The 24,855-nt window shown below is 62.7% G+C and carries 24 protein-coding genes; 14 read left to right on the top strand and 10 right to left on the bottom strand.

Features of this window, described 5'->3' with window-relative positions; translation table 11 throughout:
* Nucleotides 1-8: 8 nt before the first annotated feature.
* Together trxB and ACR9ZN_RS31795 are read right to left on the bottom strand one after the other, a co-directional pair.
* Nucleotides 9-971, bottom strand: coding sequence for a thioredoxin-disulfide reductase (trxB, locus tag ACR9ZN_RS31800; protein WP_434955595.1), 963 nt, complete (start codon nt 969-971; stop codon nt 9-11).
* A gap of 13 nt (nt 972-984) precedes the next feature.
* Nucleotides 985-1,929 (bottom strand): mitochondrial fission ELM1 family protein, encoded by a 945-nt coding sequence (locus tag ACR9ZN_RS31795; protein WP_454813281.1) that lies wholly within the window; start codon nt 1,927-1,929, stop codon nt 985-987.
* A gap of 211 nt (nt 1,930-2,140) precedes the next feature.
* Here ACR9ZN_RS31795 and ACR9ZN_RS31790 point away from each other — a divergent pair, with 211 nt between their 5' ends.
* Nucleotides 2,141-2,512, top strand: coding sequence for a septal ring lytic transglycosylase RlpA family protein (locus ACR9ZN_RS31790; RefSeq protein WP_434955593.1), 372 nt, complete (start codon nt 2,141-2,143; stop codon nt 2,510-2,512).
* A gap of 115 nt (nt 2,513-2,627) precedes the next feature.
* Here ACR9ZN_RS31790 and ACR9ZN_RS31785 read toward each other — a convergent pair whose 3' ends face one another.
* Entirely contained in the window at nt 2,628-3,065 is a 438-nt protein-coding gene (locus tag ACR9ZN_RS31785) for a MarR family winged helix-turn-helix transcriptional regulator (RefSeq protein ID WP_434955592.1), read from the bottom strand.
* A gap of 98 nt (nt 3,066-3,163) precedes the next feature.
* On the opposite strand from ACR9ZN_RS31785, the gene ACR9ZN_RS31780 reads away from it, so the two are divergent.
* From ACR9ZN_RS31780 to ACR9ZN_RS31765, 4 genes are all read left to right on the top strand, one after another.
* A complete protein-coding gene (locus ACR9ZN_RS31780) occupies nt 3,164-4,783 on the top strand; it encodes an FAD-dependent monooxygenase (protein WP_454813280.1) in 1,620 nt (539 codons plus the stop codon).
* Nucleotides 4,783-5,136, top strand: coding sequence for a hypothetical protein (locus ACR9ZN_RS31775; RefSeq protein WP_454816711.1), 354 nt, complete (start codon nt 4,783-4,785; stop codon nt 5,134-5,136). Before ACR9ZN_RS31780 ends, ACR9ZN_RS31775 begins: the two co-directional genes overlap by 1 nt.
* Nucleotides 5,137-5,306: 170 nt before the next feature.
* Nucleotides 5,307-5,840, top strand: coding sequence for an SDR family NAD(P)-dependent oxidoreductase (locus ACR9ZN_RS31770; RefSeq protein ID WP_481274114.1), 534 nt, complete (start codon nt 5,307-5,309; stop codon nt 5,838-5,840).
* Nucleotides 5,806-6,228: an L-2-amino-thiazoline-4-carboxylic acid hydrolase gene (locus tag ACR9ZN_RS31765; protein WP_481274113.1), complete on the top strand. Its 423-nt coding sequence runs from the start codon at nt 5,806-5,808 to the stop codon at nt 6,226-6,228. The genes ACR9ZN_RS31770 and ACR9ZN_RS31765 overlap by 35 nt, the downstream gene beginning before the upstream one ends.
* A 153-nt stretch (nt 6,229-6,381) precedes the next feature.
* On the opposite strand, the gene ACR9ZN_RS31760 is transcribed toward ACR9ZN_RS31765, so the two are convergent.
* Nucleotides 6,382-7,584, bottom strand: coding sequence for a pyridoxal phosphate-dependent aminotransferase (locus ACR9ZN_RS31760; protein WP_454813277.1), 1,203 nt, complete (start codon nt 7,582-7,584; stop codon nt 6,382-6,384).
* 539 nt (nt 7,585-8,123) lie between these two features.
* Here ACR9ZN_RS31760 and ACR9ZN_RS31755 point away from each other — a divergent pair.
* The 5 genes from ACR9ZN_RS31755 (at nt 8,124) to queC (ending at nt 13,341) form a co-directional block, all read left to right on the top strand.
* Nucleotides 8,124-8,285, top strand: coding sequence for a hypothetical protein (locus ACR9ZN_RS31755; protein WP_187829720.1), 162 nt, complete (start codon nt 8,124-8,126; stop codon nt 8,283-8,285).
* Nucleotides 8,286-8,450: 165 nt separating this feature from the next.
* A complete protein-coding gene (locus ACR9ZN_RS31750) occupies nt 8,451-9,209 on the top strand; it encodes an NAD-dependent epimerase/dehydratase family protein (RefSeq protein ID WP_481274112.1) in 759 nt (252 codons plus the stop codon).
* Nucleotides 9,210-9,487: 278 nt separating this feature from the next.
* Entirely contained in the window at nt 9,488-11,545 is a 2,058-nt protein-coding gene (locus ACR9ZN_RS31745) for an elongation factor G (RefSeq protein ID WP_481274111.1), read from the top strand.
* A gap of 77 nt (nt 11,546-11,622) precedes the next feature.
* On the top strand, nt 11,623-12,558 hold the full coding sequence (gene trhO, locus ACR9ZN_RS31740; protein ID WP_481274110.1) for an oxygen-dependent tRNA uridine(34) hydroxylase TrhO: 936 nt from the start codon (nt 11,623-11,625) through the stop codon (nt 12,556-12,558).
* Nucleotides 12,559-12,636: 78 nt separating this feature from the next.
* Nucleotides 12,637-13,341 carry a 7-cyano-7-deazaguanine synthase QueC gene (queC, locus tag ACR9ZN_RS31735; RefSeq protein ID WP_481274109.1) on the top strand — a complete coding sequence of 235 codons (705 nt, stop codon included), beginning with the start codon at nt 12,637-12,639 and terminating at the stop codon, nt 13,339-13,341.
* A 371-nt stretch (nt 13,342-13,712) separates the two neighbouring features.
* Here queC and ACR9ZN_RS31730 read toward each other — a convergent pair whose 3' ends face one another.
* Entirely contained in the window at nt 13,713-14,567 is an 855-nt protein-coding gene (locus tag ACR9ZN_RS31730; protein ID WP_481274108.1) for a PA3715 family protein, read from the bottom strand.
* Nucleotides 14,568-14,743: 176 nt separating this feature from the next.
* On the opposite strand from ACR9ZN_RS31730, the gene ACR9ZN_RS31725 reads away from it, so the two are divergent.
* On the top strand, nt 14,744-15,454 hold the full coding sequence (locus ACR9ZN_RS31725; RefSeq protein WP_481274107.1) for a GNAT family N-acetyltransferase: 711 nt from the start codon (nt 14,744-14,746) through the stop codon (nt 15,452-15,454).
* 235 nt (nt 15,455-15,689) lie between these two features.
* Here the strand turns inward: ACR9ZN_RS31725 and ACR9ZN_RS31720 are convergent, their stop codons facing one another.
* Nucleotides 15,690-16,064: a lysozyme inhibitor LprI family protein gene (locus ACR9ZN_RS31720; protein ID WP_481274106.1), complete on the bottom strand. Its 375-nt coding sequence runs from the start codon at nt 16,062-16,064 to the stop codon at nt 15,690-15,692.
* Nucleotides 16,065-16,220: 156 nt separating this feature from the next.
* On the opposite strand from ACR9ZN_RS31720, the gene uvrB reads away from it, so the two are divergent.
* Complete coding sequence (gene uvrB, locus ACR9ZN_RS31715; protein ID WP_481274105.1) at nt 16,221-18,941, top strand: excinuclease ABC subunit UvrB; 2,721 nt, start codon at nt 16,221-16,223, stop codon at nt 18,939-18,941.
* 893 nt (nt 18,942-19,834) lie between these two features.
* Here uvrB and ACR9ZN_RS31710 read toward each other — a convergent pair.
* Nucleotides 19,835-20,275 (bottom strand): hypothetical protein, encoded by a 441-nt coding sequence (locus ACR9ZN_RS31710; protein WP_434955575.1) that lies wholly within the window; start codon nt 20,273-20,275, stop codon nt 19,835-19,837.
* Nucleotides 20,276-20,492: 217 nt separating this feature from the next.
* The gene (locus ACR9ZN_RS31705) at nt 20,493-21,623 is read right to left on the bottom strand and encodes a polysaccharide lyase family protein (RefSeq protein WP_481274104.1); all 1,131 of its coding nucleotides are present in this window, start codon (nt 21,621-21,623) and stop codon (nt 20,493-20,495) included.
* 498 nt (nt 21,624-22,121) lie between these two features.
* Between ACR9ZN_RS31705 and ACR9ZN_RS31700 the strand changes: the two genes are divergently transcribed.
* On the top strand, nt 22,122-22,652 hold the full coding sequence (locus tag ACR9ZN_RS31700) for a T6SS effector amidase Tae4 family protein (protein ID WP_434955573.1): 531 nt from the start codon (nt 22,122-22,124) through the stop codon (nt 22,650-22,652).
* 176 nt (nt 22,653-22,828) lie between these two features.
* Complete coding sequence (locus ACR9ZN_RS31695; protein WP_481274103.1) at nt 22,829-23,359, top strand: DUF3455 domain-containing protein; 531 nt, start codon at nt 22,829-22,831, stop codon at nt 23,357-23,359.
* An 87-nt stretch (nt 23,360-23,446) separates the two neighbouring features.
* Here ACR9ZN_RS31695 and ACR9ZN_RS31690 read toward each other — a convergent pair whose 3' ends face one another.
* Nucleotides 23,447-24,130: a hypothetical protein gene (locus ACR9ZN_RS31690; RefSeq protein ID WP_481274102.1), complete on the bottom strand. Its 684-nt coding sequence runs from the start codon at nt 24,128-24,130 to the stop codon at nt 23,447-23,449.
* Nucleotides 24,131-24,264: 134 nt separating this feature from the next.
* Nucleotides 24,265-24,741, bottom strand: coding sequence for a hypothetical protein (locus ACR9ZN_RS31685; protein WP_481274101.1), 477 nt, complete (start codon nt 24,739-24,741; stop codon nt 24,265-24,267).
* Between the last annotated feature and the right edge of the window lie 114 nt (nt 24,742-24,855).

Below are 24,855 nucleotides of genomic sequence, written 5' to 3'. Positions count from 1 at the left end.
AAATCGATTTATTCCGCTGCTTCCCTGTGGACTTCCTCGGCAGCAAGCCATTTTTCCGCCTCGAGCGCCGCCATGCAGCCCATGCCGGCCGCGGTGACGGCCTGACGATAGACGTCGTCGGCAACGTCACCCGCAGCATAGACGCCCGGCACGCTGGTCGCCGTCGTACCAACAACGGTTTGGATATAGCCGCCATTTTTGAAGGTTAGCTGTCCTGCAAAGAGCTCGGAGGCGGGCTTGTGGCCGATAGCGATGAAGACGCCGTCCGTATCGTGTTTGGTCACGACGCCGGTTTCGACATTGCGCAGATTGACGTGGGTGACACCCAGGGGGATCTCGTTGCCGCCGATCTCGTCGAGCGCGCTGTTCCAGACCACCTCGATATTGGGATGCTTGAACAGCCGATCCTGCAGGATCTTCTCGGCACGGAAATGGTCACGCCGATGCACCACCGTCACCTTGGCCGCGATATTGGCGAGGTAGAGTGCCTCTTCCACCGCCGTGTTGCCGCCACCGACCACGATGACGTTGCGGTTGCGGAAGAAGAAACCGTCGCAGGTCGCGCAAGCCGAGACACCGAAGCCGCGGAATTTCTCCTCCGACGGCATTTCCAGCCATTTGGCCTGGGCGCCGGTGGCGATGATCAGGGCATCGGCGAAATAGACGTCACCCGTATCCCCTTCCAGGCGGAAAGGACGCTGCGACAGGTCGACCTTGGAGATATGGTCGGAAACCATGCCCGTGCCCATGTGCTCGGCCTGCTTGCGCATCTCCTCCATCAGCCAGGGGCCCTGGATCACCGAGGAAAAGCCGGGATAGTTCTCGACATCGGTGGTGATGGTGAGCTGGCCGCCGGGCTGGATGCCGGAGATCAGCAGGGGCGACAAATTGGCGCGCGCAGCGTAAATCGCTGCGGTATAACCCGCCGGGCCCGAGCCGAGGATGATGAGCTTGGAGTGACGGGTAGCCATACCGGGGTTCCAATCAGGATGCAGCGCGAAGGCGCGCGAGGATTTCTTGAGCAATCAAAGGGGTTGAATCTAGGGGTTCATAGGGGTGGTTTTCAAGATGCCCATCGAACTTCACCACAGCCCCGTGCGCAATCAGGCCATCGACAAGCCGCATGATCTTGGCCGGAACGCCTTTTGGCAGATAGACATGGATGGTCTTTCCGGTCGCCGCCGCCTCACTGAGCATGTTGGCTGAATCGGCGGTAACCACGAAAGCATCGGCCAGCGCCAGCATCTCCGCATAGGGATTGGCACCCTTCCCGTCCCAGATCCAGGCCGGCTTGCCCGTGAGGGCTTGCGCGATCGCCTGCGCCATGGCGGGCGGCGTCCGGCGCGAGGGCGTGACCATCAGCCCCGCCCCGCTTTCGGCCAGACGTGACAGCGCCGAGACGAAGCCGTCGACATCATCGCTGCCAAAGGCCACGTCCTTGGAGGGGCCGCCCGCCAGCACGGCGACGCGCGGTTGCGGCAAGGCGAACAGTTCGGCGCGTACATCCGCGCGTGCCGCCGCCAACACGGCCGGTGCCTGCCGATGCGGCGAGGTCAGCGTCGCCAGCACATTGGCACCCCGCAGGCGGTCATGCGCCGGCACCCAGATGATGTCAGCCGCACCGGTTCCCGTGCGCGGATCCTTCAAGAACACGGTGAGCGTCGATGGCGAGCACCGCTTCAGCCAGGCGAGATAGCGCACGGCACGCCGGCCGGAGGCGATGGCCAGATCCGGCCAGGGAGGCGTCAGTCCCTTGAGATCGAGGGGATCAGGCGGTCCCCAGGGCATGGCAAGAGCGAACAGGCGCCGCGGTGATACCTTGTGTTCCACGATGCTACCGCCGGCCTGCGCCAGCACCGCCTCGGCGACGCCGAGGCACTGCAGAGCATCGCCCGCCTTGCCGTCCGTGAGGGTCCAAATCAGAGCCATGACGGCGCTCTTAGCACGTCCCTGCCGGCGCGCGCCATCACGGCTCAAATCAGAAGCGAATTTCATCTCGAAATCCAGTCGAGACTAATGTCTCACAGCTCTGACAATAAAGCTAAGTCCCTGAGCTTATCGGTGCTTTTTTGTCAATCATATTGAGAACACAATTCACCTTATAACCCCGCACATCCCCAACATTTGAGAGCTTGACTGAATGACGTCTAAAACGACGAACGCTACATTTTTTGCCGCAGCAATTACTCTACTAACGATGACGGGAACTAGCTATGCTGACTCCGTCGGTGTGGCCTCCTACTACGGCAAGGAATTTAGCGGTCGCCGCACGGCCAATGGCGAACGTTTCAATCCGGGCGGCCTGACTGCCGCGCATCGCTCCCTGCCCTTCGGAACCAAGCTGCAGGTGACGAACCTGCGCAACGGCAAGAAGGTCGTGGTGCGCATCACCGACCGGGGTCCCTTCGCCAAGGGCCGTGTCCTCGATCTGTCCCTCGGCGCGGCCCGCGCCGTCGGCATGGTGTCCTCCGGCACCGCCAAGGTGAAGATGGAGCGTCTCGCATCCCGCTAAGCGAGCAATAAAGAGAAGACGAGCGAATTGGGGCGGCCTTCGGGCTGCCCTTTTTCTTTTGTCGTTGCTTGTTTTTTACTGTTGCCCGGACTTCAAGCGCCGCAATGAGACCTGATCATTCCCCGCTTTGGTTCAATTTGGAGAAGATCCGGATCAGGTCCTCCAGATCGCCGGCGGAAAGAGCCGCGACCTCGAGCGGCGTGCGATAATATTCCTCCATCAGTGCCTTGCGGGTCGCCTCTCCCTTTTCGGTGAGCCGCACCAGCTTCACCCGGCGGTCACCAGGCGCCGGCGAGCGCTCGGCAAGGCCTGCCCGCTCCAACCGATCAACCAGCCAGGTTGCCGTCGAGGGATCGGAACCCCATTGCCGCGCCAGCGTACCGATCGGACGCGCCTCTTCCTGGTCCAGCGTGAATAAAACCCGTGAGTCGTTGGGTGTCAGGCCGCGGCTGTGCAGGCTCTCCAGCCGCTGTGGCGAAGAGCGCATCAGAAAATCGAACATCAGCCGCCAGGCCGCGGACGCGGATTCAGGGTTGCGATCCGACGGCGTCATGCGGGCATTCTCCAAGGCACCGAAATTCGTTCGATAAAAATATTTGACTATTAAAATATTTTAGTCAATCAAAATAATATCAAAAGGAGACGATAGCCATGGGAACCACACCGGAAATCAGAACGTCGGTGCTCATCGTCGGCGGCGGCCTCACCGGCCTGACCGCGGCCGCGCTGCTGGCCTGTCGGGGCGTACGCTGCCTCGTGGTGGAGCGGCACCCCGGCACCTCAATCCAGTACAAATTCACCGGCATCTCGCCGCGCAGCATGGAAATCTTTCGCAGCATCAGCCTGGAGGCCGAAATTCGCGCCGAGCGGACCGGCGATCAGCAAGGTGGCGGCATTGCGCGGGCGAAAAACCTCGCCGACCCCGATATCCATTGGAGCGAACTTGGCTGGCCGGACGCCCATCCATTCAGCCCCACCCAGCCTTCCACCTGCGACCAGCACGTGCTGGAACCGATCCTGCGCCGCCATGCGGAACACCATGGCGCAGACATCCGCTTCAACAGCCAACTCGAAGGTTTCGACGAGGACGCCCGAGGGGTGCGCGCCCGCATCCGCAACCTCGCCAGCGGGGAAGAGGAGGCCGTGTACGCCGACTATGCGATTGCGGCCGACGGCGCCAATGGCGGCATGCGCGAGCGGCTCGGCATCGGCTGCAGCGGCCCCGGCTCGCTGCAGCATTGGATCAGCATCATCTTCGATACCGACCTGCCGCCGATCCTGCAGGACCGGCGCTTCACTTCCTGTTTCATCACCGATCTCAACGGCGCTGTCACGCCGCGGGCCGGCGGGCGGTGGCTGCTGGCGTTGCAATATTATCCGCAGAAGGGCGAGCGCGTGGAGGACTTCGATGCGGCCCGCTGCCGCGACCTCGCGATCCGCGCCGCCGGCCGCTCCGACATCAAGGCAGAGCCGATCGACATCAGGGCATGGGACGTTGCCGCGTCCATTGCTGATCGCTTTCGCCAGGGTCGAACCTTCCTCATCGGAGACGCCGCCCATCTGATGCCGCCGACCGGCGCCTTCGGCGGCAATACCGGCATTCACGACGCCCACAACCTTGCCTGGAAGCTGGCCATGGTGCTGAAGGGCGAGGCGGGGCCGAGCCTGCTCGACAGCTATGACGTCGAGCGCCGCCCTGTCGTGCAGGCGACGCTGGCCCAGGCCCTCGCGCGCCTGCAAAGCTGGTTCAAGGATCCCACCAAGCGTCTGCCTCCGGCGGCACCGCTCGTGCCGGATTATGACGTCGTGTTCGGCCAGCGCTTCGACGCCGGTGCCTTTCTGCCCGCAGGTCCTGCATCGGATGGTCCCTTCGAGGCGCATACGATGCTGGCGGGGCGGCCCGGCACCCGCGCCCCGCATCTTTGGCTCGAATGCGACGGGCGGCGCCTGTCCAGCCTCGATCTCTTCGGCGGCGATTTCGTGCTGTTGGCCAGCAAGGCCGTCTGGCGCCAGGCCGTGGAGGAGGCTCGCCAGCAGTTCGCCATGCCGCTCGCTTGTGAGATCATCGGCCCGGACAGTGATATCGTCGACATCGACGGCCGCTGGCCGACCGCCTATGGCCTCGATCCCGATGGAGCGGTGCTGGTGCGGCCGGACGGCTTCGTCGCCTGGCGTTCGCCCCAGGGGGAAACCGAACCCGCCGAAGCTCTGTCCGACGCTGTGCACCTCCTCGGTCTGGGAGCGGCCGAAAACGCGGTGCCAGTGCCGTGATGGCGCGGATCGCAACCCTGCTCGCCCTCGACATCGCACTTTTTGCCGGCGCTTCCATGGTACACGGCGGCCTCCTGCCCATTGGAGAGCTCCATTCGAGGGCCGCCATTGCGGAGGGGATCATCGCCGTGGTGCTGGCGTTGGGTCTCGTCACCGCCTTGGCTCGCCCGTCCCTCGTGCGCCTCACCGCCCTCGCAGCCCAAGGCCTTGCCCTTCTCGGTACGCTGGTCGGCGCCGTGATGATCGCCATCGGCATCGGACCGCAGACGAGCGGCGACAAGATGTTCCATGCCGTGCTGGTGGCGGTCCTGGTGTCCGGCCTGAGGCTCGCCGCCGGAATTCGGCAGCGCTGAAGGGACCTGTACCATTGAGCAGCGGTCGTAGGCGGCGATAGCCCCTGAGACAGTCGGAGCCCGGATTCAGGTCGCAGCAGGCACGCTTTCCGTCGCTTCCCGCCCCTGCGCCGGGTACCCACAAGCGTAGCCTCCTCTTAGCTCGGCGGGCGAACCAAGAGGGCAGCACCATGGACAAGCGCGTTCTGATCACTGCGGGAGGCAGCGGCACCGGCCGGACCATGGCCGAGGCGTTTGATAAGGCGGGCGCGCATGTCTGGGCCGTCGACATCGACGCAGACGCCCTGGCCTCCTGCCCGCCTGTCTGGGAACGCGAGCAGCTCGACGTCTGCGATGAGGCCGCCGTCACAGCCTTGTTCGCGCGGATCCGCGCCTCCTGGGATGGGCTCGATGTCTTGTGCGCCAATGCCGGCATCGCCGACCCCACGGCTCCGATCGAGGATATCGAGGTCGCGGATTGGCGGCATTGCCTGATGGTCAATCTCGAGGGCGCCTTCCTGTTCGCCAAGCATGATCATTGCCGTAGACGGGCATACGGAAAATCCGGACCCGAAAGTGCGATCGTGCCAAACCGGGAAGCGCGGCTCACAATCGTGGCGGAAGGCAGATGCAGAAACCATCGCGGAATAGGAGAAGCCTGCGCCGGCCGAAAGCTGGGAGGAAAGGGTAGTGATCAACAGACCGACCAACAAATTACTGTATGACGCCATCAAGGACCGAGGCACCGCCTATCTCATGGTCTTTCGGGAACTCAACGCCCGCTACGGCGAAGACGAAGCCAAAGATGTGATGCGCAGCGCCAGCCGTGCCCACGGCCTTCGGATCGGCAAGTCGCTCGCGGGCTGCGCCCCGAGGGACTTCGAATGCATGGCGAGAGGCTTTGCAAGATCGCCCGATGATGGATCCGTGTTTTGCCCGGACATCCGGCGGCTCGACAGCAGATGCCTCGAAGTGAAGATGATGGCGTGCCCCATCAAGGATGCATGGATTGAGGCCGGATGCAGTGAGGAGGAAATCGTTACCTTGCTTTACTGCGCCTCGGCGCTCGACGAGGCGACCCTGGAAGCAGCGGGCTTCGACTATGAGATCTAGCTTTGGTCCCCGGGAAAGGAGGGCTGCTGCCTGACCCGGATTACGGAGAAGAGCGAGCAGTGAGCTACTATCGCAGCGTCGTCATGCCCTCCGCCCAACAAAAAAGCCCGCCCCCTGAGGAGGCAGGCCTGATTATATCTCGATGCCGGAAGATCAGACCAGCGTGTTGCAGAAGCGCTGGATGCGGCGGCCGGCCTCTTCCAGCGCCTCGGTCGAGGTCGCGTAGGAGATGCGGAAATTCGGGCCGAGGCCGAAAGCCGAGCCATGCACTACCGCAACCCCTTCGGCCTGCAGCAGTTCCGAAACAAAGTCCTCATCCGTCTCGATCACCTTGCCGCTGGGCGCCTTCTTGCCAATGGTGCCGGCACAGGAGGGATAGACGTAGAAGGCGCCTTCCGGCGTTGGGCACTGGATACCCTTGGCCTGGTTGAGCATGCCCACGATCAGATCGCGGCGGCCCTCGAAGATCTTGCGGCGCTCGGGGATGAAGTCCTGCGTGCCGTTGAGCGCTTCCACCGCCGCCCATTGTGCGATGGTGCAGGCGCCCGAAGTCTGCTGGCCCTGGATCATGTCCATCGCCTTGATCAGCGACTCGGGGCCGGCGGCATAGCCGATGCGCCAGCCGGTCATCGAATAGGCCTTGGAGACGCCATTGATGGTCAGGGTGCGGTCATAGAGCTTGGGCTCGACCTGGGCCGGCGTGTAATAGGCGAAGTCGCCATAGACGAGATGCTCATACATGTCGTCGGTCATCACCCAGACATGGGGATGGCGCAGCAGCACGTCGGTCAACGCCTTCAATTCGTCACGGCTATAGGCGGCGCCCGACGGATTGGAGGGCGAGTTGAAAATGAACCATTTCGTCTTCGGCGTGATCGCCTTTTCCAGCGCCTCGGGCGACAGCTTGAAATTGGTGGCCAGCGTGGTTTCGGCGAAGACCGGCGTACCGCCGCACAGGGCCACCATCTCCGGATAGGAGACCCAATAGGGCGTGGGAATGACGACCTCGTCGCCTGTGTTCAGCGTAGCCATCAGGCCGTTGAACAGGATCTGCTTGCCGCCGGTGCCGACGATGGTCTGCGATGGCTTGTAGTCGAGGCCGTTCTCACGCTTGAATTTGGCGGCGATAGCTTCGCGCAACTGCGGAATGCCGGAGACGGGCGGATATTTCGTTTCCCCGCGCATCATGGCGTCGACCGCGGCCTTCTTGATGTTGTCGGGCGTGTCCATGTCGGGCTCGCCGGCGCCAAGGCCGATGATGTCGCGTCCCGCCGCTTTCAGTTCGCGCGCTTTCTGGCTCACCGCGATGGTCGCGGAAGGCTTGATGCGCGAGAGGGCGTCGGCGAGAAAAGCCATGGCTGGAAACTCCTGTAAGCCGTGGATGAAGCGGGTGTAGGGAACGCGAGGCGGCCTCACGGGCGGCCCCCTGCCCGCCCCGGAGGGCGCGCTTCTGCTTAGGCGCGGGCCAGCCTCCGTTCAAGCGCAAAGATTACGTCCAATGCACAACTTGCCGGAGAGGCTGCGCGGGTTCATTCCTAAACCATCCTGGGATTTGACGGTGACGGCGAGAACCGCAAAGGCGTGTCAAACCAAAGAGCTATGGAGCAGGCGCGCTCAGCCATGAACGCGCCCGGCTCCGGGCAACATCGACACAACAAAGCCGTGAAACTTCCTCACCGCCGCCCGAGAACGCGCAAAAGCCTGCCGTGATCGGCAGCGATGCTTTGACTGTAGCCGATGCGCTTCATGGCCACCCGAGTTCTTGGCGGCGTGATGCGTGGTTGGAAGTAACCGAGTTGAGTGCCGCGTGCGTTTTCGCACTTCGTTCCGCCGGACGAAGTTTTAGACGACAGGACGTTAGATGTTTTCCAGTCGAGCGTTTCGAGGAGATCACGATGGCCGTCAATCAGGCAACCGCACATATGCTCAAGGCCGACACCCGCGCCATGCGCGTTTCGGCGGCTGAAGCAGAACGTCAACTGACCTTGGCGCTCTGGCTCGTCGGACTTCTCGCGACTGCAACAGTAGTAACAGCGACCATTGGGTTCTTCGCCTAGTCCCCCCGCAAGCGAATTGAACTGGTCGCCTAACGCGCCGGATGGTCCCCCCGCCATCCGGCGCATTTTTATTTTGGTACAGCCATTCACGCAATTCTTGGCACTTTTCGCTGACCTCATGCCAAGGCTATTTCAGAAGCCAGTCGCTCTGAAACGAGGTTAGCCATGTCCCGAGTTGCTTCGCACCCAACCGTTTTGCCTCGAACCATTTTCCTGGCCGGTGCCACCGGTGCCGTCGGGGCGCCGCTCACGCGCCTGCTCGTTCGTGCCGGTCACCGGGTCGTCGGCACGACGCGCACGCCTGCCAAAGCCGATATTTTGCGGAAACTCGGCGCCGAGCCGGTCGTGGTCGACGTCTTCGACCGCGACGCCCTGATCGCCGCCGTGACAGCCGCCAGGCCCGAAATCGTCATCCACCAGCTCACCGATCTCCCCCCGGCCCTCGATCCGGCCCGCATGGCGGAATTCGTGCCGCGCAATGCCCGCATTCGCCGCGAAGGCAGCGCCAATCTGGTTGCTGCCGCTCTCGCGGCCGGAGCCCGGCGGATCATCGCCCAGAGCATTGCCTGGGTCTATGCACCCGGCCCGCTGCCGCACATCGAGACCGATCCCCTCAATCACGGGGCCGAGGGCCCGGGCGCGGTCAGCGTGCATGGGGTGATCGCCCTGGAGGATACCGTGCTCCAAGCGCCGATCGAAGGCGTGGTTCTGCGCTACGGTTATCTCTATGGTCCCGGCACCGGCAGCGACATCCCCAGCCGGGCGATGTCCGTGCATGTCGATGCTGCGGCGCAGGCGGCGCTGCTCGCGATCGATCGTGGCCGGTCCGGCGCCTATAATGTCGCAGAAGCAAGCGCTGAACTGTCGATCGTCAAGGCTTCCGACGAGCTTGGCTGGCGAGCCGATTTCCGCCTTCCGGGATGACGGTCGTCTGTTCATGAGGGAGCGCCGCCCGATATGCGGAGTGTGAGCCTCCCGGCTGACATCTTACTGGCCGACAAGCCCTCGTTCCAAGATGTCAGCCGGGAGGCCGACACTCCCAATCTCGCTCAAATGAAAAACAGAGAATGGTCCGCCAGGCGGCATAGGCACCGCCGCCTTCGACAGCGCATGTCACTTTTCCCTTGCCACGACCTCCAATCGGCGCGACGCTTTGGTCAGCCGCCCAAAAGAGCGGCGGCCAGAACAGGAGGGACGCGACAATGACGCAGAACACTCCAAACGGCAGACGATCCAGCGGGCCGCGCTGCATCGCCCTGGTCGGCCCGTTCCAAAGCGGCAAGACGACCCTTCTGGAAGCCATCCTCGCACGCATGGGCGCTTTACAGCGCCAGGGCACCGTGGCGGCCGGCTCCACCATCGGCGATGCCAGCGCCGAGGCGCGCGCCCACACCATGAGCGTCGAGGCCAATATCGCCTCCGTGGACTTCATGGGCGAGACCTATACCTTCATCGACTGCCCCGGCTCGATCGAGTTCCTGGCCGAGATGCGGCCCGTGCTGCCGGCGATCGACGCGGCGGTTGTGGTCTGCGAGGCCGATGAGAAGAAGGTCCCGGCCCTCCAATTGATCCTGCGCGAACTCGAAGACCAGAAGATCCCGCGCTTTCTCTTCCTCAACAAGATCGACAACTCGCATCAGAGCGTGCGCGACGCCCTGCCTTTGCTGCAGCCGGCTTCCCGTCTGCCGCTGCTGCTGCGCCAGATCCCGATCTGGAAGAACGGCGTTGCCGTCGGCTATGTCGACCTCGCGCTCGAACGGGCCTTCATCTACCAGGAACACGCGGCCTCCCAGGTGGTGGAGATCCCGCCCGACGAACGCGACGAAAGCAAGGATGCGCGCTATTCCATGCTGGAGCGACTGTCTGATCATGACGATGCCCTGATGGAGCAGCTTCTCGAAGAGGTCGAGCCCCCCCGCGACCGGGTCTTCGACGATCTCGCCCACGAGTTGCGCGACGGCCTGGCCGTGCCGGTTCTGATGGGCTCGGCGGTCAATGGCAACGGCATGCTGCGGCTGATGAAGGCGCTGCGCCATGAGGCGCCCTGCATTCATGAGACCGCCGCACGGCTCGGCATAACGCCGGGATCGGAGCCTCTCGGCTATGTCATGAAAACCTTCCATACCGCCCATGCCGGCAAGCTCTCATTGACGCGCGTGCTCAGCGGCGCCTTCCAGGAAGGCATGACGGTGACGACATCCTCCGGCGAGACCGGCCGTATCGCCGGCTGTGCCCGGCTGCTGGGCCAGACCACCCAGAAGACGACGCAGGCGCAGGTCGGGGATACCGTGGCGCTCGGCAAGGTCGATGCCGCCCATACCGGCGACATGCTGGCTGTCGGCAAGGCCGTGCCCCGGCCGGCCGAGATCGAGGCGCCCCAACCGGTGATGTCGCTCGCCGTCCGGGCTCGCGACCGCAAGGACGACGTCAAGCTCTCGGCCGCCCTGCAGCGCCTCACCGACGAGGACCAGGCGCTCGCCATGGAGCAGAATGCCGAACTCGGCGACATCATCTTGCGGGGCCAGGGCGAGATGCATCTGCGCGTGGCGGTGGAGAAGCTCGCCTCGAAATTCGGCGTCGCCGTCGACTCGAACCAGCCGCAGATCGGCTATCGCGAGACCATCCGCAAATCGGTGACGGGCGTGCGCGGACGCCACAAGAAGCAATCGGGCGGGCATGGCCAGTTCGGCGACGTGGTGCTCGATGTGATGCCGCTACCGCGAGGCGAAGGTTTTGCCTTCATCGACAAGATCACCGGCGGCGTGGTGCCACGCAATTACATCCCTTCGGTCGAGGAAGGCGTGAAGCACTATCTCAAGCGCGGCCCGCTCGGCTTCCTGGTCGTCGATGTCGGCGTGGCCCTCACCGACGGCTCCTACCACACGGTGGATTCCTCCGACATGGCCTTCCAGACCGCGGCGCGCATCGGCATGAGCGAGGCGATGCCGCAATGCAGCCCCGTGCTGCTGGAACCGGTGCTGGCGGTGGAGATCTCGGTGCCCTCGGATGCCACGGCCAAGGCCAACGCCATCGTCTCCTCCCGGCGCGGCCAGATCCTCGGCTTCGATGCCCGCGACGGCTGGGAAGGCTGGGACGTGGTACAGGCGCTGATCCCGGAAGCCGAGATCACCGACCTGATCATCGAACTGCGTTCGGCAACCGCGGGCGTCGGCACTTTCCGATCCAGATTCGACCATCTGGCCGAGCTCTCGGGGCGGCAGGCCGACACCATCGTCGCTTCGCGGCAGGCGGCGCAATAGACCTCCGGCACCCCCGGCGCCCAGCCGGCGGTGCCGGGAAGGTTTACCCCCGCCTCCATTGGCGCTAAAGAGCGGCGATGCCGACCATCGAAATTGCCGCCTTCTATCATTTCGCCCGTCTGCCGGGGTTCGCCGACCTGCGCGAACCGCTGGCCAAGCTCGCCTGCTCGCTCGGCATCAAGGGCATCATCCTGCTGGCGCATGAGGGCATCAACGGCACGGTGGCCGGCACGCCCGAGGCGATGGCGGCCTTCCATCCGCGCCTGCGCGCGATCACCGGCCTGCCCGCCATCGAGCACAAGACCTCCTTCGCCGAGGACATGCCCTTCCTGCGCATGAAGGTGCGGCTGAAGGAGGAGATCGTCACCATCGGTGACAAGAGCGTCGACCCGCTGGAGCGTGTCGGCACCTATGTCGAGCCCGGGGACTGGAACGCCCTGATTTCCGATCCCGAGGTACTGGTTATCGACACGCGCAACGATTTCGAGGTGCGTATCGGCAGCTTCAAGGGCGCCATCGATCCCCGGACGGAGAGCTTCGGCGACTTCCCTGCTTTTGTCAGGGACAATCTCGACCCCGCCAGGCACAAGAAGGTGGCGATGTTCTGCACCGGCGGCATACGCTGCGAGAAGGCGACCAGCCTGATGCTGCGCGAGGGCTTCGAGGAGGTCTATCATCTCAAGGGCGGCGTGCTGCGCTATCTGGAAGAGATCCCGCCTGCGCAAAGCCTTTGGGAGGGCGCCTGCTTCGTCTTCGACAAGCGCGTCGCGGTCGGCCATGGCCTCAGGCAAGAAGATTTCACCCTCTGCCATGGCTGCCTGTCGCCCCTCTCGGCAACGAACCGGCAATCGCCCGACTACGAAGAAGGGGTGAGCTGCCCCTATTGCGCCGCAACCCTCACCGAGACACAGAAAGCCTCCTCGCGCGAACGCCATCGCCAGGAGACGCTCGCGCGCCGGCGCGGCCACGCCCATCTCGGCCCGCGCCTCACCACCGCGGTTGAAGAAGGCTGAAAAACCCCGCCATTCCAAGGGGATGAATGGCTGTCGTGAAGAGGTTCGGGATGGAGAAAACCATGTCTGACAAAGCCCATGTCTGACAAAGCCCTGGTCCTGTTCTCGGCCGGCCAGGATTCCACCACCTGCCTGGCCTGGGCGCTCGAGCGTTTCGACAGCGTGGAGACGGTCGGCTTCGATTATGGCCAGCGCCATAGCATCGAGCTGGCGATGCGCCCGGTGGTTCTCGCCGCCTTTCGCGAAGCCTTCCCCGCCTGGGCCGCGCGGCTGGGCGAAGACCATCTGGTTGACCTCGGCATACTCGGCCGCATCAGCGAAACCTCCCTGACGCGCGACGTCGAGATCGCCATGCAGGAGAACGGCCTGCCCAACAGCTTCGTGCCCGGGCGCAATCTGCTCTTCCTGACCTTCGCCGCCACCCTCGCCTATCGGCGCGGCGCCCGCCATCTCGTCACCGGCGTGTGCGAGACCGATTTCTCCGGCTATCCGGACTGCCGCGACGACACCATGAAGGCCATGCAGCTGGCGCTCAATCTCGGCATGGAAAGCCGTTTCATCATCCACACGCCCCTGATGTGGATCGACAAGGCGCAGACCTGGGCGCTGGCCCGGGAGCTCGGCGGCCACCGGCTGGTGGACCTCGTCCGCGAACAGACCCACACCTGCTACAATGGCGATCGCAGCCATCGGCATGATTGGGGCTATGGCTGCGGCACCTGCCCGGCCTGCGAACTGCGGTCCAGCGGCTACCGCCGCTTCATGGCCGAGAGCGGTTCCTGAGGCAAATGCCAGGCAGGCGGCATAGCTGCTAAAGCGTTTTGTGATTTGACGGAATCGTCAAGAATCGCAAAGACGCGTCGAAACAAGGAGTTAGAGCAAACAAGCGTTCGGTCTCGAACGCGCTTTGCTCTAGGACAAGGGCTGGGCGAGATGATTGGATGCCGATAAGGCCAACATAAGCGCCCCTCGCCCCGTTCTCAGCTCCGCGAACAATTTGCGAGCTCACGCTGCCCCCCATCCTTACCTTCTCCCTGCAAGCGGGGCGAAGGGATGACTGGCGTCGCGTTCTTTGCCTCAGCCCAGCGTCATCGACGGGCATGACGACGGCCGGCAGGAGACAGGCGATGGCAGCCAGGCAAGACGGCGTGCGATCACGGCTGTGCCCCGAGCTCGATGGTGGAGAACAGGTCCTTCTCGATATCGCTGCCCTCGCTGCGCGGCTTGACGCCGGCGGCCGGGCGGTAATGGCCATTGTCGTAGATCAGCTCGAACCGCGCCGCCTTGCCGGGCTGCTTGTCGAAACTGCATTCGCCACCGACCTTCTTGGAGGTTTCATGGGTGACGCTCTGCTCGACCGTGAGGTCGCGATAGCCCAGCTCGACCTTGGGACCGAGCTTGACGGTGCGCGTCACCGAGGTCGACTCGCCCTCGCAATCGCCATTGTTCTCGCCATTGCTGCGCTCGACGATCAGCCCGTCCAGCACGCGCTCGATGCGTCCCTTGTCGAAGGTGTACATCCAGAGCGCCTGCTCGTTATAGGGATTGACGCGCGAACTGCCTGATTGCGAGGTGCGCAGGCCGAAGGCACGCAGCCCGTCGCCGACGTCGTAGCGGGCCGTGTCGAGGCTCATCGAGCCGAACTGGATGGCGTCCGAGAACGCCATGCCCTTCTCCAGCCGCCGCGCCACGGGATTGCCGGTGGCGACATCGGCGATGATGATCTCGACATCGCCCTTGTTCTCGCCCTCGACCGGCGGCTTGGCCTCGATCAGCGGCACCGCCGCCAGCATCAGTTCGGGGCGGTAGGGCCAGGCCTTGCAGACCACGTCGTCCGGGTTGATCGAACGATCATAGCCACCGCCCTTCACCAGCAGGCCGTTGTCGCCTTGCTGCGCGTCGGGATAGGCCTGCTTGAGCAGGGCATCGGTGATGTCGCATTCGGCCAGGGCCTGGGTGGGCAGCATCAGGGCCAGGGCAGCGGCACCGAGGGCGAGCTGAAGCTTCATGTCGGGTGATTCCAATTCCGGAGGGACGATCCGACATCTAGCACGAGCCGGAGCCGGGACAATCTAGAGCAGCGGCAATCTCTTGCACCGTTTGACCGGCGACCTCAGTTTCGGCGGATACAGGACGTTCGCTCCCTGCGATTGCCTGCCCGGCACCGCATCGCTAGGCTCGGTCCATGCCTCTCGACACAGATTCCCAGCGGGCCTTGCTGAGCCGCCGTCTCGACACGCTCTATGCCACCGACGGCCGCGGGCGCCTGCTGCACAGCAATGAGTGGGACTCCCACCCGGCGCCCCGCTTCCATCTGATGCGGACGCTGGCCGGGCCGCTGTTTCGCTGCCGCGCCGATATGCCGGATGCGCTGGTCGCCCGCCTCGGCGAGCTCTGCCGCGACGAGGCGCTGGGCGAGGTGCCGAGGGAACGCCCGGCCCGGGAAGAAGCCTATCTCGATCTGCTCGGCCACCAGGCTCCGGTGACGCAGATCTGGGCCGGGCCGGTCTACCGAGCGGATGCCGTCCCGCCGCCGCAACGGCAACCCATCGCCATCGATGAGGGCAATGCGGACTTGCTGCGGCCGCTCTTCCCCGACTGGCTGCCGGACGTACCGCACAGGCGGCCCTTCCTGGCCGTGGTCGAGGGCGATCGCGCCGTGGCGATCTGCGCCAGCGTGCGCATCTCCGATGCCGTGCATTGCGCCGGCGTCGAGACCCACTCCGACCACCGCCGCCATGGCCATGCCGTCGCGGTCGTCGCCGGCTGGGCGCAGGCCGTGCGGGCGCTGGGGGCGGTGCCCTTCTACAGCACGTCCTGGGACAATCTGGCCTCGCGCGCCGTCGCCGCCAGCCTTGGCCTGCCTTTGGTCGCCACGGACTTTCATGTCAGCTGAGGCGGCAACTGACCGCTGCCGGAAAGACGAGAGCACGGGTACCCTTCAAGAATAGCTGCTCTGTCATCCCCGGCGAGGCCGTAGGCCGAGGGAAGGGGATCCAGGGGTCGATAGGCGTGGATCCATGGCCCCTGGATCCCAGTCACAAGCGAAGCTTGTGACGATACCCTAGCTCTCTCGCTGCACTCGCGAAGCGCTCGGCCGGGGATGACAAGGGGCCTGCTTCTGAACTCCCCTACTGCCCCTCGCCCAGGGCCGAGGCCCAGTCCTTCTTGACCTGGCCGATGCGCGCCACATAGGCGCGCTCGATGCAGGAGGCGTCGGTGCAGACATCGCGCACCGTCTCGCGCCAGTGGGTCTGGTCCTTGCCGAAGGGGTCGCTGACCGCGCCGGTCTCGCCGTCGACCCCGCGCGTCTCGCCCTCGATGGCCTGGTAGAGCCTGTTCATCTCGTCATCGAGGCGGGACAGTTTCGGATGGGCGCAGATCAGCTTCTCGACCGCGCTATGCGCCTTGCGGCAGTCGAAACCGGCGGCCTGGGCCGGGCCTTGCCAGGCGAGGGTTGCGACGGCCAGGGCCGCTGTCATGATAAAAATTGCAGGACGGATCATCCGAAACTCCGAAGGCAACGAAGAACCCGTCGCTAGCACAACAGGGCCGGCCTTGTCGTGCCGCAGGAAACTTCGCCACCCTGCTGACAGGACGTTGTCAGCAAGTTTCCGACGACGGCCCTTCCCCCGGCGCGTGACTCACCCCATTATCAGGGCATGTCCGATACACCCAAAGCCCCGTCCTCGAGCAAGACCCCTGCTCCGAAGAAACTCCGCACGCCGAAATCCAAGGCGTCGCGCCCGGCCCTGCCCTCGCTCGACGAGCATCTGAAGGCCCTGCTCAATCCCGGCCTGCTCAAGGAGGCCAAGAGTAGCCTGAAGGACTGGAGCAGCCTGCGCGACGACGAGAAGCCGGGCTTCGGCGAGGGGCCGCAGAGTGGCTTCGACGCCGGTGCCGTCACCGGCCTCGACCCCGAGCTTGCCGCCAAATTGGGCGTGCCCTCGGCCGGCGGAGGCGCCGAGATGGAGGGCCGTGCGGTCAAGCGCAAGGCACCTGACAAGAAGGCCCGCGCCAAGGACGACGGCCAGCTCGATCCCGACGGGCTCGACAAGCTCGGCGGTTCGGCCGGCACCATCAAGGCGCTCTCCGAACTGCTGGAGACCGGCGACCCGCGCATGATCGGCAAGCCGATATGGACGCCGCATCGCCCCTCGCGCCCCGACAAGAGCGAGGGTGGCATCCGCCTGGAACTCGTCTCGGAATATCAGCCGGCCGGCGACCAGCCCACCGCCATCGCCGACCTGGTCGAGGGCCTGCAGAGCCATGAGCGAGACCAGGTGCTGCTCGGGGTCACCGGCTCGGGCAAGACCTTCACCATGGCGCAGGTGATCTCCCGCACCCAGCGCCCCGCTCTGATCCTGGCGCCCAACAAGACGCTGGCGGCCCAGCTCTATGGCGAGTTCAAGTCGTTCTTCCCCAACAATGCGGTGGAATACTTCGTCTCCTATTACGACTATTACCAGCCCGAAGCCTATGTGCCGCGCACGGACACCTATATCGAGAAGGAGTCCTCGATCAACGAGCAGATCGACCGCATGCGCCACTCGGCCACGCGCTCCCTGCTCGAGCGCGACGACGTCATCATCGTCGCCTCGGTCTCCTGCATCTACGGTATCGGCTCGGTCGAAACCTACACCGCCATGACCTTCGGCATGAGCGTGGGCGAGCGCGTCGAGCAGAAGCAGCTGATCGCCGACCTCGTCGCCCTGCAATACAAGCGCATCAGCGCCGATTTCGGCCGCGGCACCTTCCGGGTGCGCGGCGACGTCATCGAGCTGTTCCCGGCCCATTACGAGGACCGCGCCTGGCGCATCAATTTGTTCGGCGACGAGATCGAGAGCATCGCCGAATTCGATCCGCTCACCGGCCAGAAGATCCAGGACCTGCAATTCGTCAAGGTCTACGCCAATTCGCATTACGTTACGCCACGCCCGACGCTGAACCAGGCGATCAAGGGCATCAAGGACGAGCTCAAGGTCCGTCTGCAGCAGCTCTATACCGGCGGCCGCCTGCTGGAGGCCCAGCGCCTCGACCAGCGCACCACCTTCGACCTGGAGATGATGGAGGCCACCGGCTCCTGCGCCGGCATCGAGAACTATTCGCGCTGGCTCACCGGCCGCCTGCCCGGCGAGCCGCCGCCGACTTTGTTCGAATATCTGCCCGACAACGCCCTCGTCTTCACCGACGAGAGCCACGTCACCGTGCCGCAGATCGGCGCCATGTACAAAGGCGACTTCCGGCGCAAGGCGACCCTGGCCGAATATGGCTTCCGCCTGCCCTCCTGCCTCGACAACCGTCCCTTGCGCTTCGAGGAATGGGACGCGATGCGCCCGCAGACCGTGCATGTCTCGGCCACCCCCGGCAAATGGGAGCTGGAGCACACCGGCGGCGTCTTCGCCGAGCAGGTCATCCGCCCAACCGGACTGATCGATCCGGAATGCGAGATCCGCCCTGCCCGCACCCAGGTCGACGATCTCCTCGGCGAGGTGCAGCAGGTGGCGAAACAGGGCTACCGCACCCTCGTCACCGTGCTGACCAAGCGCATGGCCGAGGACCTCACCGAATATATGCACGACCACGGCATCCGCGTGCGCTACATGCATTCGGACATCGACACCATCGAGCGCATCGAGATCATCCGCGACCTCCGCCTCGGCGCCTTCGACGTGCTGATCGGCATCAACCTGCTGCGCGAGGGCCTGGACATTCCCGAATGCGCCCTGGTCGCCATTCTCGACGCCGACAAGGAAGGGTTTTTGCGCTCGGAAACCTCGCTGGTGCAGACCATCGGCCGCGCCGCCCGCAATGTCGACGGCCGCGTGTTGCTCTATGCCGACAACATGACCGGCTCGCTGGAGCGCGCCATCGCCGAGACCAACCGCCGACGCGAAAAGCAGGTGGCCTGGAACACCGCCAACGGCATCACGCCCGAGAGCGTCAAGCGCGGGATCGCCGACATAACCAACTCGGTCTATGAGCGCGACCGCGTCACCGTCGACAAGGGCCTGGCCGACAAGGTCTCCACCATCGGCCACAATTTCGAGGCCGTGACCGCCGACCTCGAAAAGCGCATGCGCGACGCCGCCGCCGACCTGCGCTTCGAGGAAGCCGCGCGGCTGCGCGACGAACTCAAGCGCCTGCGCGAGACCGAAATGGCCGTGGCCGACGACGGCTCGGCCCGGCAGGTCAATGTACGCCAGAAGGCCGGCGCCTATAAAGGCCCGAAGGCCTATGGCGATGCAGCCAACCTGCCGAAGACGCGAGCCGCCAAGCCGGGGCTGGACAGCATGGGTCCGGGCACGGATCGCGAAGTGCCGCTGGGGGCTGAGGCGCGGAAGAAGGGGGGCGGGAAGCCGGGACGGGGGTGGAAGCGGTGAGAGCGGCAGCTATTAGAACAGCGACATGGCTATTCGCCATGGTGTTGGTATCCACGTCTACCGTTTCATCGTTCGCAGCAACCGAAGACTTTGGCCAGGTTGGAATATGTGGCGTTTTTTCTCCAAATGCCCTTTGGCTTTCGGCGACCGGCGACAGTTACATTCAGAAGGCCCTCACATCGAGAGCCAGAGGCGACGGGCCGATCAAGGTTGTGCGCTACCGATTTCGGCTATCGGAGAACGAGGTGAGCCGCATAAACGCGTTTCTCGGGAAAAGAAATATCTGGCATCCCAACTGCAAGACTCAGTGGTACGACAATGAAACGACTGCGATTTGGCAGCGGCAGAACGGCGTTACAAGAACGACTTGTGAGTCATCGTCCCCTATTCGTCCAACGCCGAATTTTGGAGCATTCTTCAAAATCCTCGATTCCGTAGATGGCGGTCAGGGTCCCACAATCGAGATCTACAGAGGCCTCGACGAGATGTCTTGGGCACCGCTTGGCTTTGAAAAGATCCTGTGCCCAAGCGCGGAGATACCGCCTGAAAACCAGTGACGCTCTCGCCGGGTTTGCAGAACGTTATTAGGCGCTCGGAAATCGCGGCAACGTTTGATGAAATCAGGATCATTGCGCAGGCTTGCCGTTAGCGGCTACGTTAATCCCTCTTATTACGGTGACAGCGCTGGAGTGCACCCCATATCTGAGACAATGGAATTTGGGTAACAGGGCTCCAGGAGCCCATTATGTCGACGCCATTTGGCAGAAGCCCCCGGCAGTATTCGACTGCCTTCAAGCAAGAAGTCCTGCGCCGGTTGGAGAGCAATTACGGTGACAGTGCATTTAATTTCAATTTGATTCCGCATCGTCGATAAAATGCACTGCGACTGTAGTTTAAGGTGCCACTTCTACGGTGACCGCAGTCTTATCCGGAGGATTGAGAATCCCATTGAAGTTGGTTTGCAACGTGAGGTCGTCAGTTCCGGTGAAGCCTGGATTTGGCTGATAATTGACAGCCGTCATGGGTATCAGCTTCGAGTTGCATTTAAAGAGATGGCTTGTCGCGGGATAAGCGGCATGGTCTCTAACGGTAACAATGGTGAGGGTACCGTTCTTCGGTGGAGAGACGGCTTTGACGCGGGGCGGTGCGTCGTACATCACGCAATCGTCGCCAATCTGATAGGCGCTGTAGATTTTTACGGCTTGATTCTTTTTGGTATGACGAGTGACGCTTGGACCTACCCTCAACCCTTTCTCCAAAGGCTTGTTCTCAGCGCACGACTGCAAAAGAAAAGCCGGTCCGAGTAGTAACAAGATAAAATAAGCACGCTTCATCACGACTTCCCCCTCGGCAGCACTTTTCTGGCTGCAATTTTGGAATGCCTAACGATAGGACACCGCCGAAGTCGCTTGATCAAGCAGCAAAAGTCGAAACAGAGCGGAGCGGCCGGAATTTCGAATTATAGTGACTGGACTGCACCCCTCTGGTGAGACAATAAGTTTAGGTAACAGGGGGCGCAGTGTTGGGGTTTGAGGTAGATGGGTTCACCCGTCACGGCGTCTCCAACGGATGCATGTGCTCGAGCCGCAGCCCGGCCGCATCCGAGGCCTGGGAGAATTCGTCGAGATCGACGCTGAGCGTCCCCGGCTGCCTGAGGCGATAGAGACCGAGCTTGACATATTGCGTCCCCGGATCGGCCTGGGGATCGATGGGCGGCCGGGTGCCGAAATCGCCGCTGACGCGCACGATCTTCCGGCCGTCGGCCCAGACTTCGAGCAGGGCACCAACCGGCCTGCCGGACGGGTCGTCGTGCGAACCCCTGATATGATAGACCATGTCGACCCAGGCCTCCCTCGGCGTCGGCAGCGGCCGGTTCGACACCGGCTCGATACGGACCAGGCGACAGCCGAGATAATTCTCCGGGGCGGACAGGAAGGCGAGCCCTTGCAGGTAATCGGCGGCACGGTTCTCCCCGCTGCGCCGATCCTCCAGCTCCTTGCCCGGCAAGGGTGCCGGCAAGGGTGTGTTGGCCGGCATCACGCCGGTCAGAACTTCCGCCTGCCGCTGCTGCCCGATTTTGCCCCGTATCAGCGCGACAGCCTGTTCGCGCACCCGATCGTCGGACGCGTCCAGGGAGGCGAGAAATCCCTGGGCCTCGAGTACCTCGGCCACATTGTTGCGATCCGTCGCAACCAGGCACCGCCCATTGGCCGTTTCCACGGTAATATGAAAAATGCCGTCATCGTAGCGCTGCGCCACGAACGGGCTGTCATTGCCAGGCCCCTTCCATTGGCCGATGACCGTGCGGTGGCTGCCGGAAGCCGCGACCTGCCCCCGGATACGGAAGCTGAACGCATACCAGCTATCGGAGCCGTAAGGGAGCGCTCCACTCTTCGCGACCTGCAATTCGGCACGCTGGCAGCCGCCCGCCGGCATTTCCTCAAGCGGGCAATCATTGCCGCCGTCGGCATCCGTCGTGACGATCGAGATCGCGCCCGCGGTTCCGCCACTGCCGGGGAAGAGCGGCTGCACCTGCCGGGACGGATAGCCGCCGACGAACTTGCTGAAGCTCCACGACGTTGGGTCGGCGCTACCGCTGTCGAAACCGTCATGAAGATCGCCGGCCTGGCAGCCTCCGGCCAGACTCGACGAGATAAGCAAGCCGGCAACGAACCACCGCATGCGTCGCCCCCCAATCGCGCGAGCATCATGCAAAGGTGAGGCGGTGTCAAAACAAGGGACTGGAACTACGGTGGCGCTTTACTGATTTCGTCGCCTCATGCACTATATCGATCTTGCTGGTCATCGTGGAATTGGTGGTTACGGCGACGGTGCATTCATTCAGCTGTCTCTCAAGACATTTAGGTTGCCCCGCCCGATGAATGCACGATCACCCCAATCCGTAAACCCAACTGGAAGCCGAGACCGGCCCCGTCCCTCGCGAAAGAGGACCAAAACCTGCGTCACGTGAATTTCTTCAATAATTTCCGGCGGGAAAACTGGAGCGGCAAGCAACTCATTCGGCTTTGACTTATGGGTTTGTTATGTCTATCGTATCATTGCTAAATCAGTCTAGCGAACCGGCACGAAAGTATCCGCGGCTGCGCTTGCAATTCCGCGCTAGACCGCATACTTGCAAAATCCGAAGTATCACGATTCAGTCAGCTCACGGTGACGAATATGAGTGATGATACAGTAAGGGATGTGAACTTTATTTCCTTCGATTTTAATAAAATATGGGATAATTTCCCATATTTTACCAGCCTTCCGCCGGACGCTGCGGGTGTCATGGACGGAATACATGCGTATGCGCCGGGCGCAACGTCGTGCTGTATACAGTTAAGTTACGCATTAAATGCAGCAGGCATTAAAGTTCCGGAAAGAAGCTATCGCCGGCCAAATTTTCGCGGAAAAAGCGGAGATTATTATTTTGGAGCCCCGGATGAAGTAGATCTTTTTCTCGAGGGAGAGTTTTTCCCTGGAGAAAATATTAAAAACATGGCCGACCCGTCCTTGAGTAATATGAAGGCTTACTTGGCAGACAGATGGGGGATATTGGTTTTTTATGATACCAGAACCCATCTTGGGCCCAGGGCTCACAACGAGTTATGGAACATGAGCACTATAAAACAAAGTGCGAATAGCCCTGCGGGTATGAGTGAGGGGGGCATTTTCAGCAACAAAACAGTATTGTTCTGGGATTTCGCATAAACGAGGCTGGTCCCAATTACCAACTACGGTGATAGTTTACGTATTTTGCTGTCTCACATATGGGGTGCAGTCCAGCTCCGGCCTGTGTTCCCCACAGTGTTGCCGCCCCCATGGCGCCGTGCCATGTTACCGTGGCCGCGACATGCACCAGCCCGGGATCGGGCCAGGAGACAGTGATGCTTATGCAAAGAACCCACGCATTCGTCGCCGCGGCGATGCTGCTTGCCGGAGGAACGCAGGCTGCAAACGCAGCAGAGGCCGTGCCGGCCACGTTGCAGCCGCCCGCCGGCTACACACTGGCCTTCACCGCCAAGGCCAAGGGCCTGCAGGTCTATACCAGCGCGGCGGAAGCCGGCGCAGCGCCCAAATGGGTGCTCGAGGCTCCTGTGGCGGAGCTGGCGGCGAAACAAGGCGCCGTGCATCATTATGCCGGCCCCTCCTGGGAAGCCGCCGATGGCAGCAAGATCGTCCGCGACAAGGATACGCCGGTGGTGACGGTGCCGGCCAAGAAGGCCAGCGCCGATATTCCCTGGCTGCTCATCAAGGTGACGGCCGATCCGGCCGCCGGCGTGCTGAGCAATGTGGGTTATGTGCAGCGTATCACAACCCATGGCGGCGTCGCGCCCGCCGCGCCGCCCGTGCGAACCGGGACGAAAGTGGGCGTGCCCTACACCGCGACCTACGCGTTCTTCGCCAAGGCCAACTGAGCCATCACGGGAAGCGGGAGCGCCAATGACCGACAGACAGGCGCCACCCTGCCTCTTCCAGCGCAGTTGCCGACACCACGGTGAAGGTTACCTGATTTCATAGCCTCTCTTCATCAAACGTTCGTGGCGCGTTTGCGAAAAATGAAGACTATCAAGAACGAAGCTGTCCTCTTCCGGAAAGTCCTTCCTGATATCCTCGATCTTTTCCTTCAATCGGATGCAGCGAGCGATATCCAGCCCCCTCATTGCGCGTTTGAGGTTAGCGTCATTCCAGAAGTCATTGCTAAGCGGATTTCGGAATGTTGGCTTGCGATCGCCAACGCCTGAGTTGACCAATTGGGAGAACGCTTCGAATGTTTCATCGGATGCATGAACCGCCCATTTGATGGTCGTGATCCGGACATAAAGATCCAGGTCGTGCAGGCATTTTGCCAGGCCGGCTCCAATCGCTTCGTCATAGCATCCTGAGTTCGTTGCATACCCAACGAAGGCACGTCGGCAGTCGGAAAGAGGGTCATCTGCCAGCGGCATTACGGATGCTTTCAAGCCGTCGATCGCCTCACCGAGCTCACCAAGATAATATGCACCTCGGAGGCGGTCTCGAGAGCGCTCGGACTGGATGAGTTCCACAAGAAAGCTCAGGTCAAACCCCAGCCGCCATCTCTTGAGTAGGTCTTGCTCGGCTCTATATCTCAAATCTCCATCCAGATCGTTGCGTATGAGACTTTTGATAATGTCTTCGGTCGAGTATTCGGGCACATTTTCAGCCATGATATCACTTAGTGAAATTACTCTTTATCGTAATTCTAGTTAGCTTAACTCTCTCGCCTTGACGACAGAAAGCCGGTCCGCAACGCACTTGTCATGTCTCGTCAGCTGCATCGCCGCGACCCGGCGCCGTCAGCTTAGGAACGCCGCTTCAGCAGTTCCGCGAAGGTCGTGCGCTGCCGTGGCAGGACGAAAGGCACGGCCCCGCGCTTGTCCAGGCCGAAAGGATCACCCGCCACGCGCTCGACGACATGCCCCTGATAGAGGGCGATCCCCTCGCATTCCCAGTTGCCGCCATAGTTGAGCGTCAGCGGATTGTAGGTGTTGGCGCCGTATTGGAAGCAGATGTTGTCCTGGAAACCGGTGGTCGGATCGGCACCGACGAGACGCCAGCGGCCCTGCAGCACGATACCGTTGCCGGGATACCAGAGGGCGGTCCGGCCGTCCTTGCTCAGGAACTCGACCTGCGTGCCATGGGCGTCGAACGACATGTTGGTCGTGCCGCCCTGGAATTTCTTCTTGGTCTCCGCGCTCGGCGGCGTCGTGCTGTTGGCATTCGCTCCTATCAGGGGCGCACAGCCAGCAATCAAAGCCGACACCCCCAATACCAACATGAATTTCCGCAACATCGCCAGCCCCACGGTAAAGCACCAGCGAACACACCATGTTTTACTCGAAATTGAAACTATAGAGACAGCGCTCACCGTCTTTTATTTCGCGACATACCC

The organism is Labrys sp. HAY1-8F (assembly GCF_056754975.1).
This window is presented reverse-complemented; position numbering and strand designations above follow the sequence as displayed.

Excerpts from the sequence above, each read along its gene's own strand:
- trhO (WP_481274110.1), top strand. The coding sequence starts at position 11,623 with ATGCCGACCATCGAAATTGCCGCCTTCTATCATTTCGCCCGTCTGCCG.
- ACR9ZN_RS31730 (WP_481274108.1), bottom strand. The coding sequence starts at position 14,567 with ATGAAGCTTCAGCTCGCCCTCGGTGCCGCTGCCCTGGCCCTGATGCTG.
- ACR9ZN_RS31695 (WP_481274103.1), top strand. The coding sequence starts at position 22,829 with ATGCTTATGCAAAGAACCCACGCATTCGTCGCCGCGGCGATGCTGCTT.
- ACR9ZN_RS31775 (WP_454816711.1), top strand. The coding sequence starts at position 4,783 with ATGGCGCGGATCGCAACCCTGCTCGCCCTCGACATCGCACTTTTTGCC.
- ACR9ZN_RS31745 (WP_481274111.1), top strand. The coding sequence starts at position 9,488 with ATGACGCAGAACACTCCAAACGGCAGACGATCCAGCGGGCCGCGCTGC.
- ACR9ZN_RS31795 (WP_454813281.1), bottom strand. The coding sequence starts at position 1,929 with ATGGCTCTGATTTGGACCCTCACGGACGGCAAGGCGGGCGATGCTCTG.
- ACR9ZN_RS31770 (WP_481274114.1), top strand. The coding sequence starts at position 5,307 with ATGGACAAGCGCGTTCTGATCACTGCGGGAGGCAGCGGCACCGGCCGG.
- ACR9ZN_RS31685 (WP_481274101.1), bottom strand. The coding sequence starts at position 24,741 with ATGTTGGTATTGGGGGTGTCGGCTTTGATTGCTGGCTGTGCGCCCCTG.
- ACR9ZN_RS31750 (WP_481274112.1), top strand. The coding sequence starts at position 8,451 with ATGTCCCGAGTTGCTTCGCACCCAACCGTTTTGCCTCGAACCATTTTC.
- ACR9ZN_RS31705 (WP_481274104.1), bottom strand. The coding sequence starts at position 21,623 with ATGCGGTGGTTCGTTGCCGGCTTGCTTATCTCGTCGAGTCTGGCCGGA.
- queC (WP_481274109.1), top strand. The coding sequence starts at position 12,637 with ATGTCTGACAAAGCCCTGGTCCTGTTCTCGGCCGGCCAGGATTCCACC.
- uvrB (WP_481274105.1), top strand. The coding sequence starts at position 16,221 with ATGTCCGATACACCCAAAGCCCCGTCCTCGAGCAAGACCCCTGCTCCG.
- ACR9ZN_RS31720 (WP_481274106.1), bottom strand. The coding sequence starts at position 16,064 with ATGATCCGTCCTGCAATTTTTATCATGACAGCGGCCCTGGCCGTCGCA.
- ACR9ZN_RS31725 (WP_481274107.1), top strand. The coding sequence starts at position 14,744 with ATGCCTCTCGACACAGATTCCCAGCGGGCCTTGCTGAGCCGCCGTCTC.
- ACR9ZN_RS31755 (WP_187829720.1), top strand. The coding sequence starts at position 8,124 with ATGGCCGTCAATCAGGCAACCGCACATATGCTCAAGGCCGACACCCGC.
- ACR9ZN_RS31760 (WP_454813277.1), bottom strand. The coding sequence starts at position 7,584 with ATGGCTTTTCTCGCCGACGCCCTCTCGCGCATCAAGCCTTCCGCGACC.
- ACR9ZN_RS31785 (WP_434955592.1), bottom strand. The coding sequence starts at position 3,065 with ATGACGCCGTCGGATCGCAACCCTGAATCCGCGTCCGCGGCCTGGCGG.
- ACR9ZN_RS31690 (WP_481274102.1), bottom strand. The coding sequence starts at position 24,130 with ATGGCTGAAAATGTGCCCGAATACTCGACCGAAGACATTATCAAAAGT.
- ACR9ZN_RS31790 (WP_434955593.1), top strand. The coding sequence starts at position 2,141 with ATGACGTCTAAAACGACGAACGCTACATTTTTTGCCGCAGCAATTACT.
- ACR9ZN_RS31710 (WP_434955575.1), bottom strand. The coding sequence starts at position 20,275 with ATGAAGCGTGCTTATTTTATCTTGTTACTACTCGGACCGGCTTTTCTT.
- ACR9ZN_RS31780 (WP_454813280.1), top strand. The coding sequence starts at position 3,164 with ATGGGAACCACACCGGAAATCAGAACGTCGGTGCTCATCGTCGGCGGC.
- trxB (WP_434955595.1), bottom strand. The coding sequence starts at position 971 with ATGGCTACCCGTCACTCCAAGCTCATCATCCTCGGCTCGGGCCCGGCG.
- ACR9ZN_RS31700 (WP_434955573.1), top strand. The coding sequence starts at position 22,122 with ATGAGTGATGATACAGTAAGGGATGTGAACTTTATTTCCTTCGATTTT.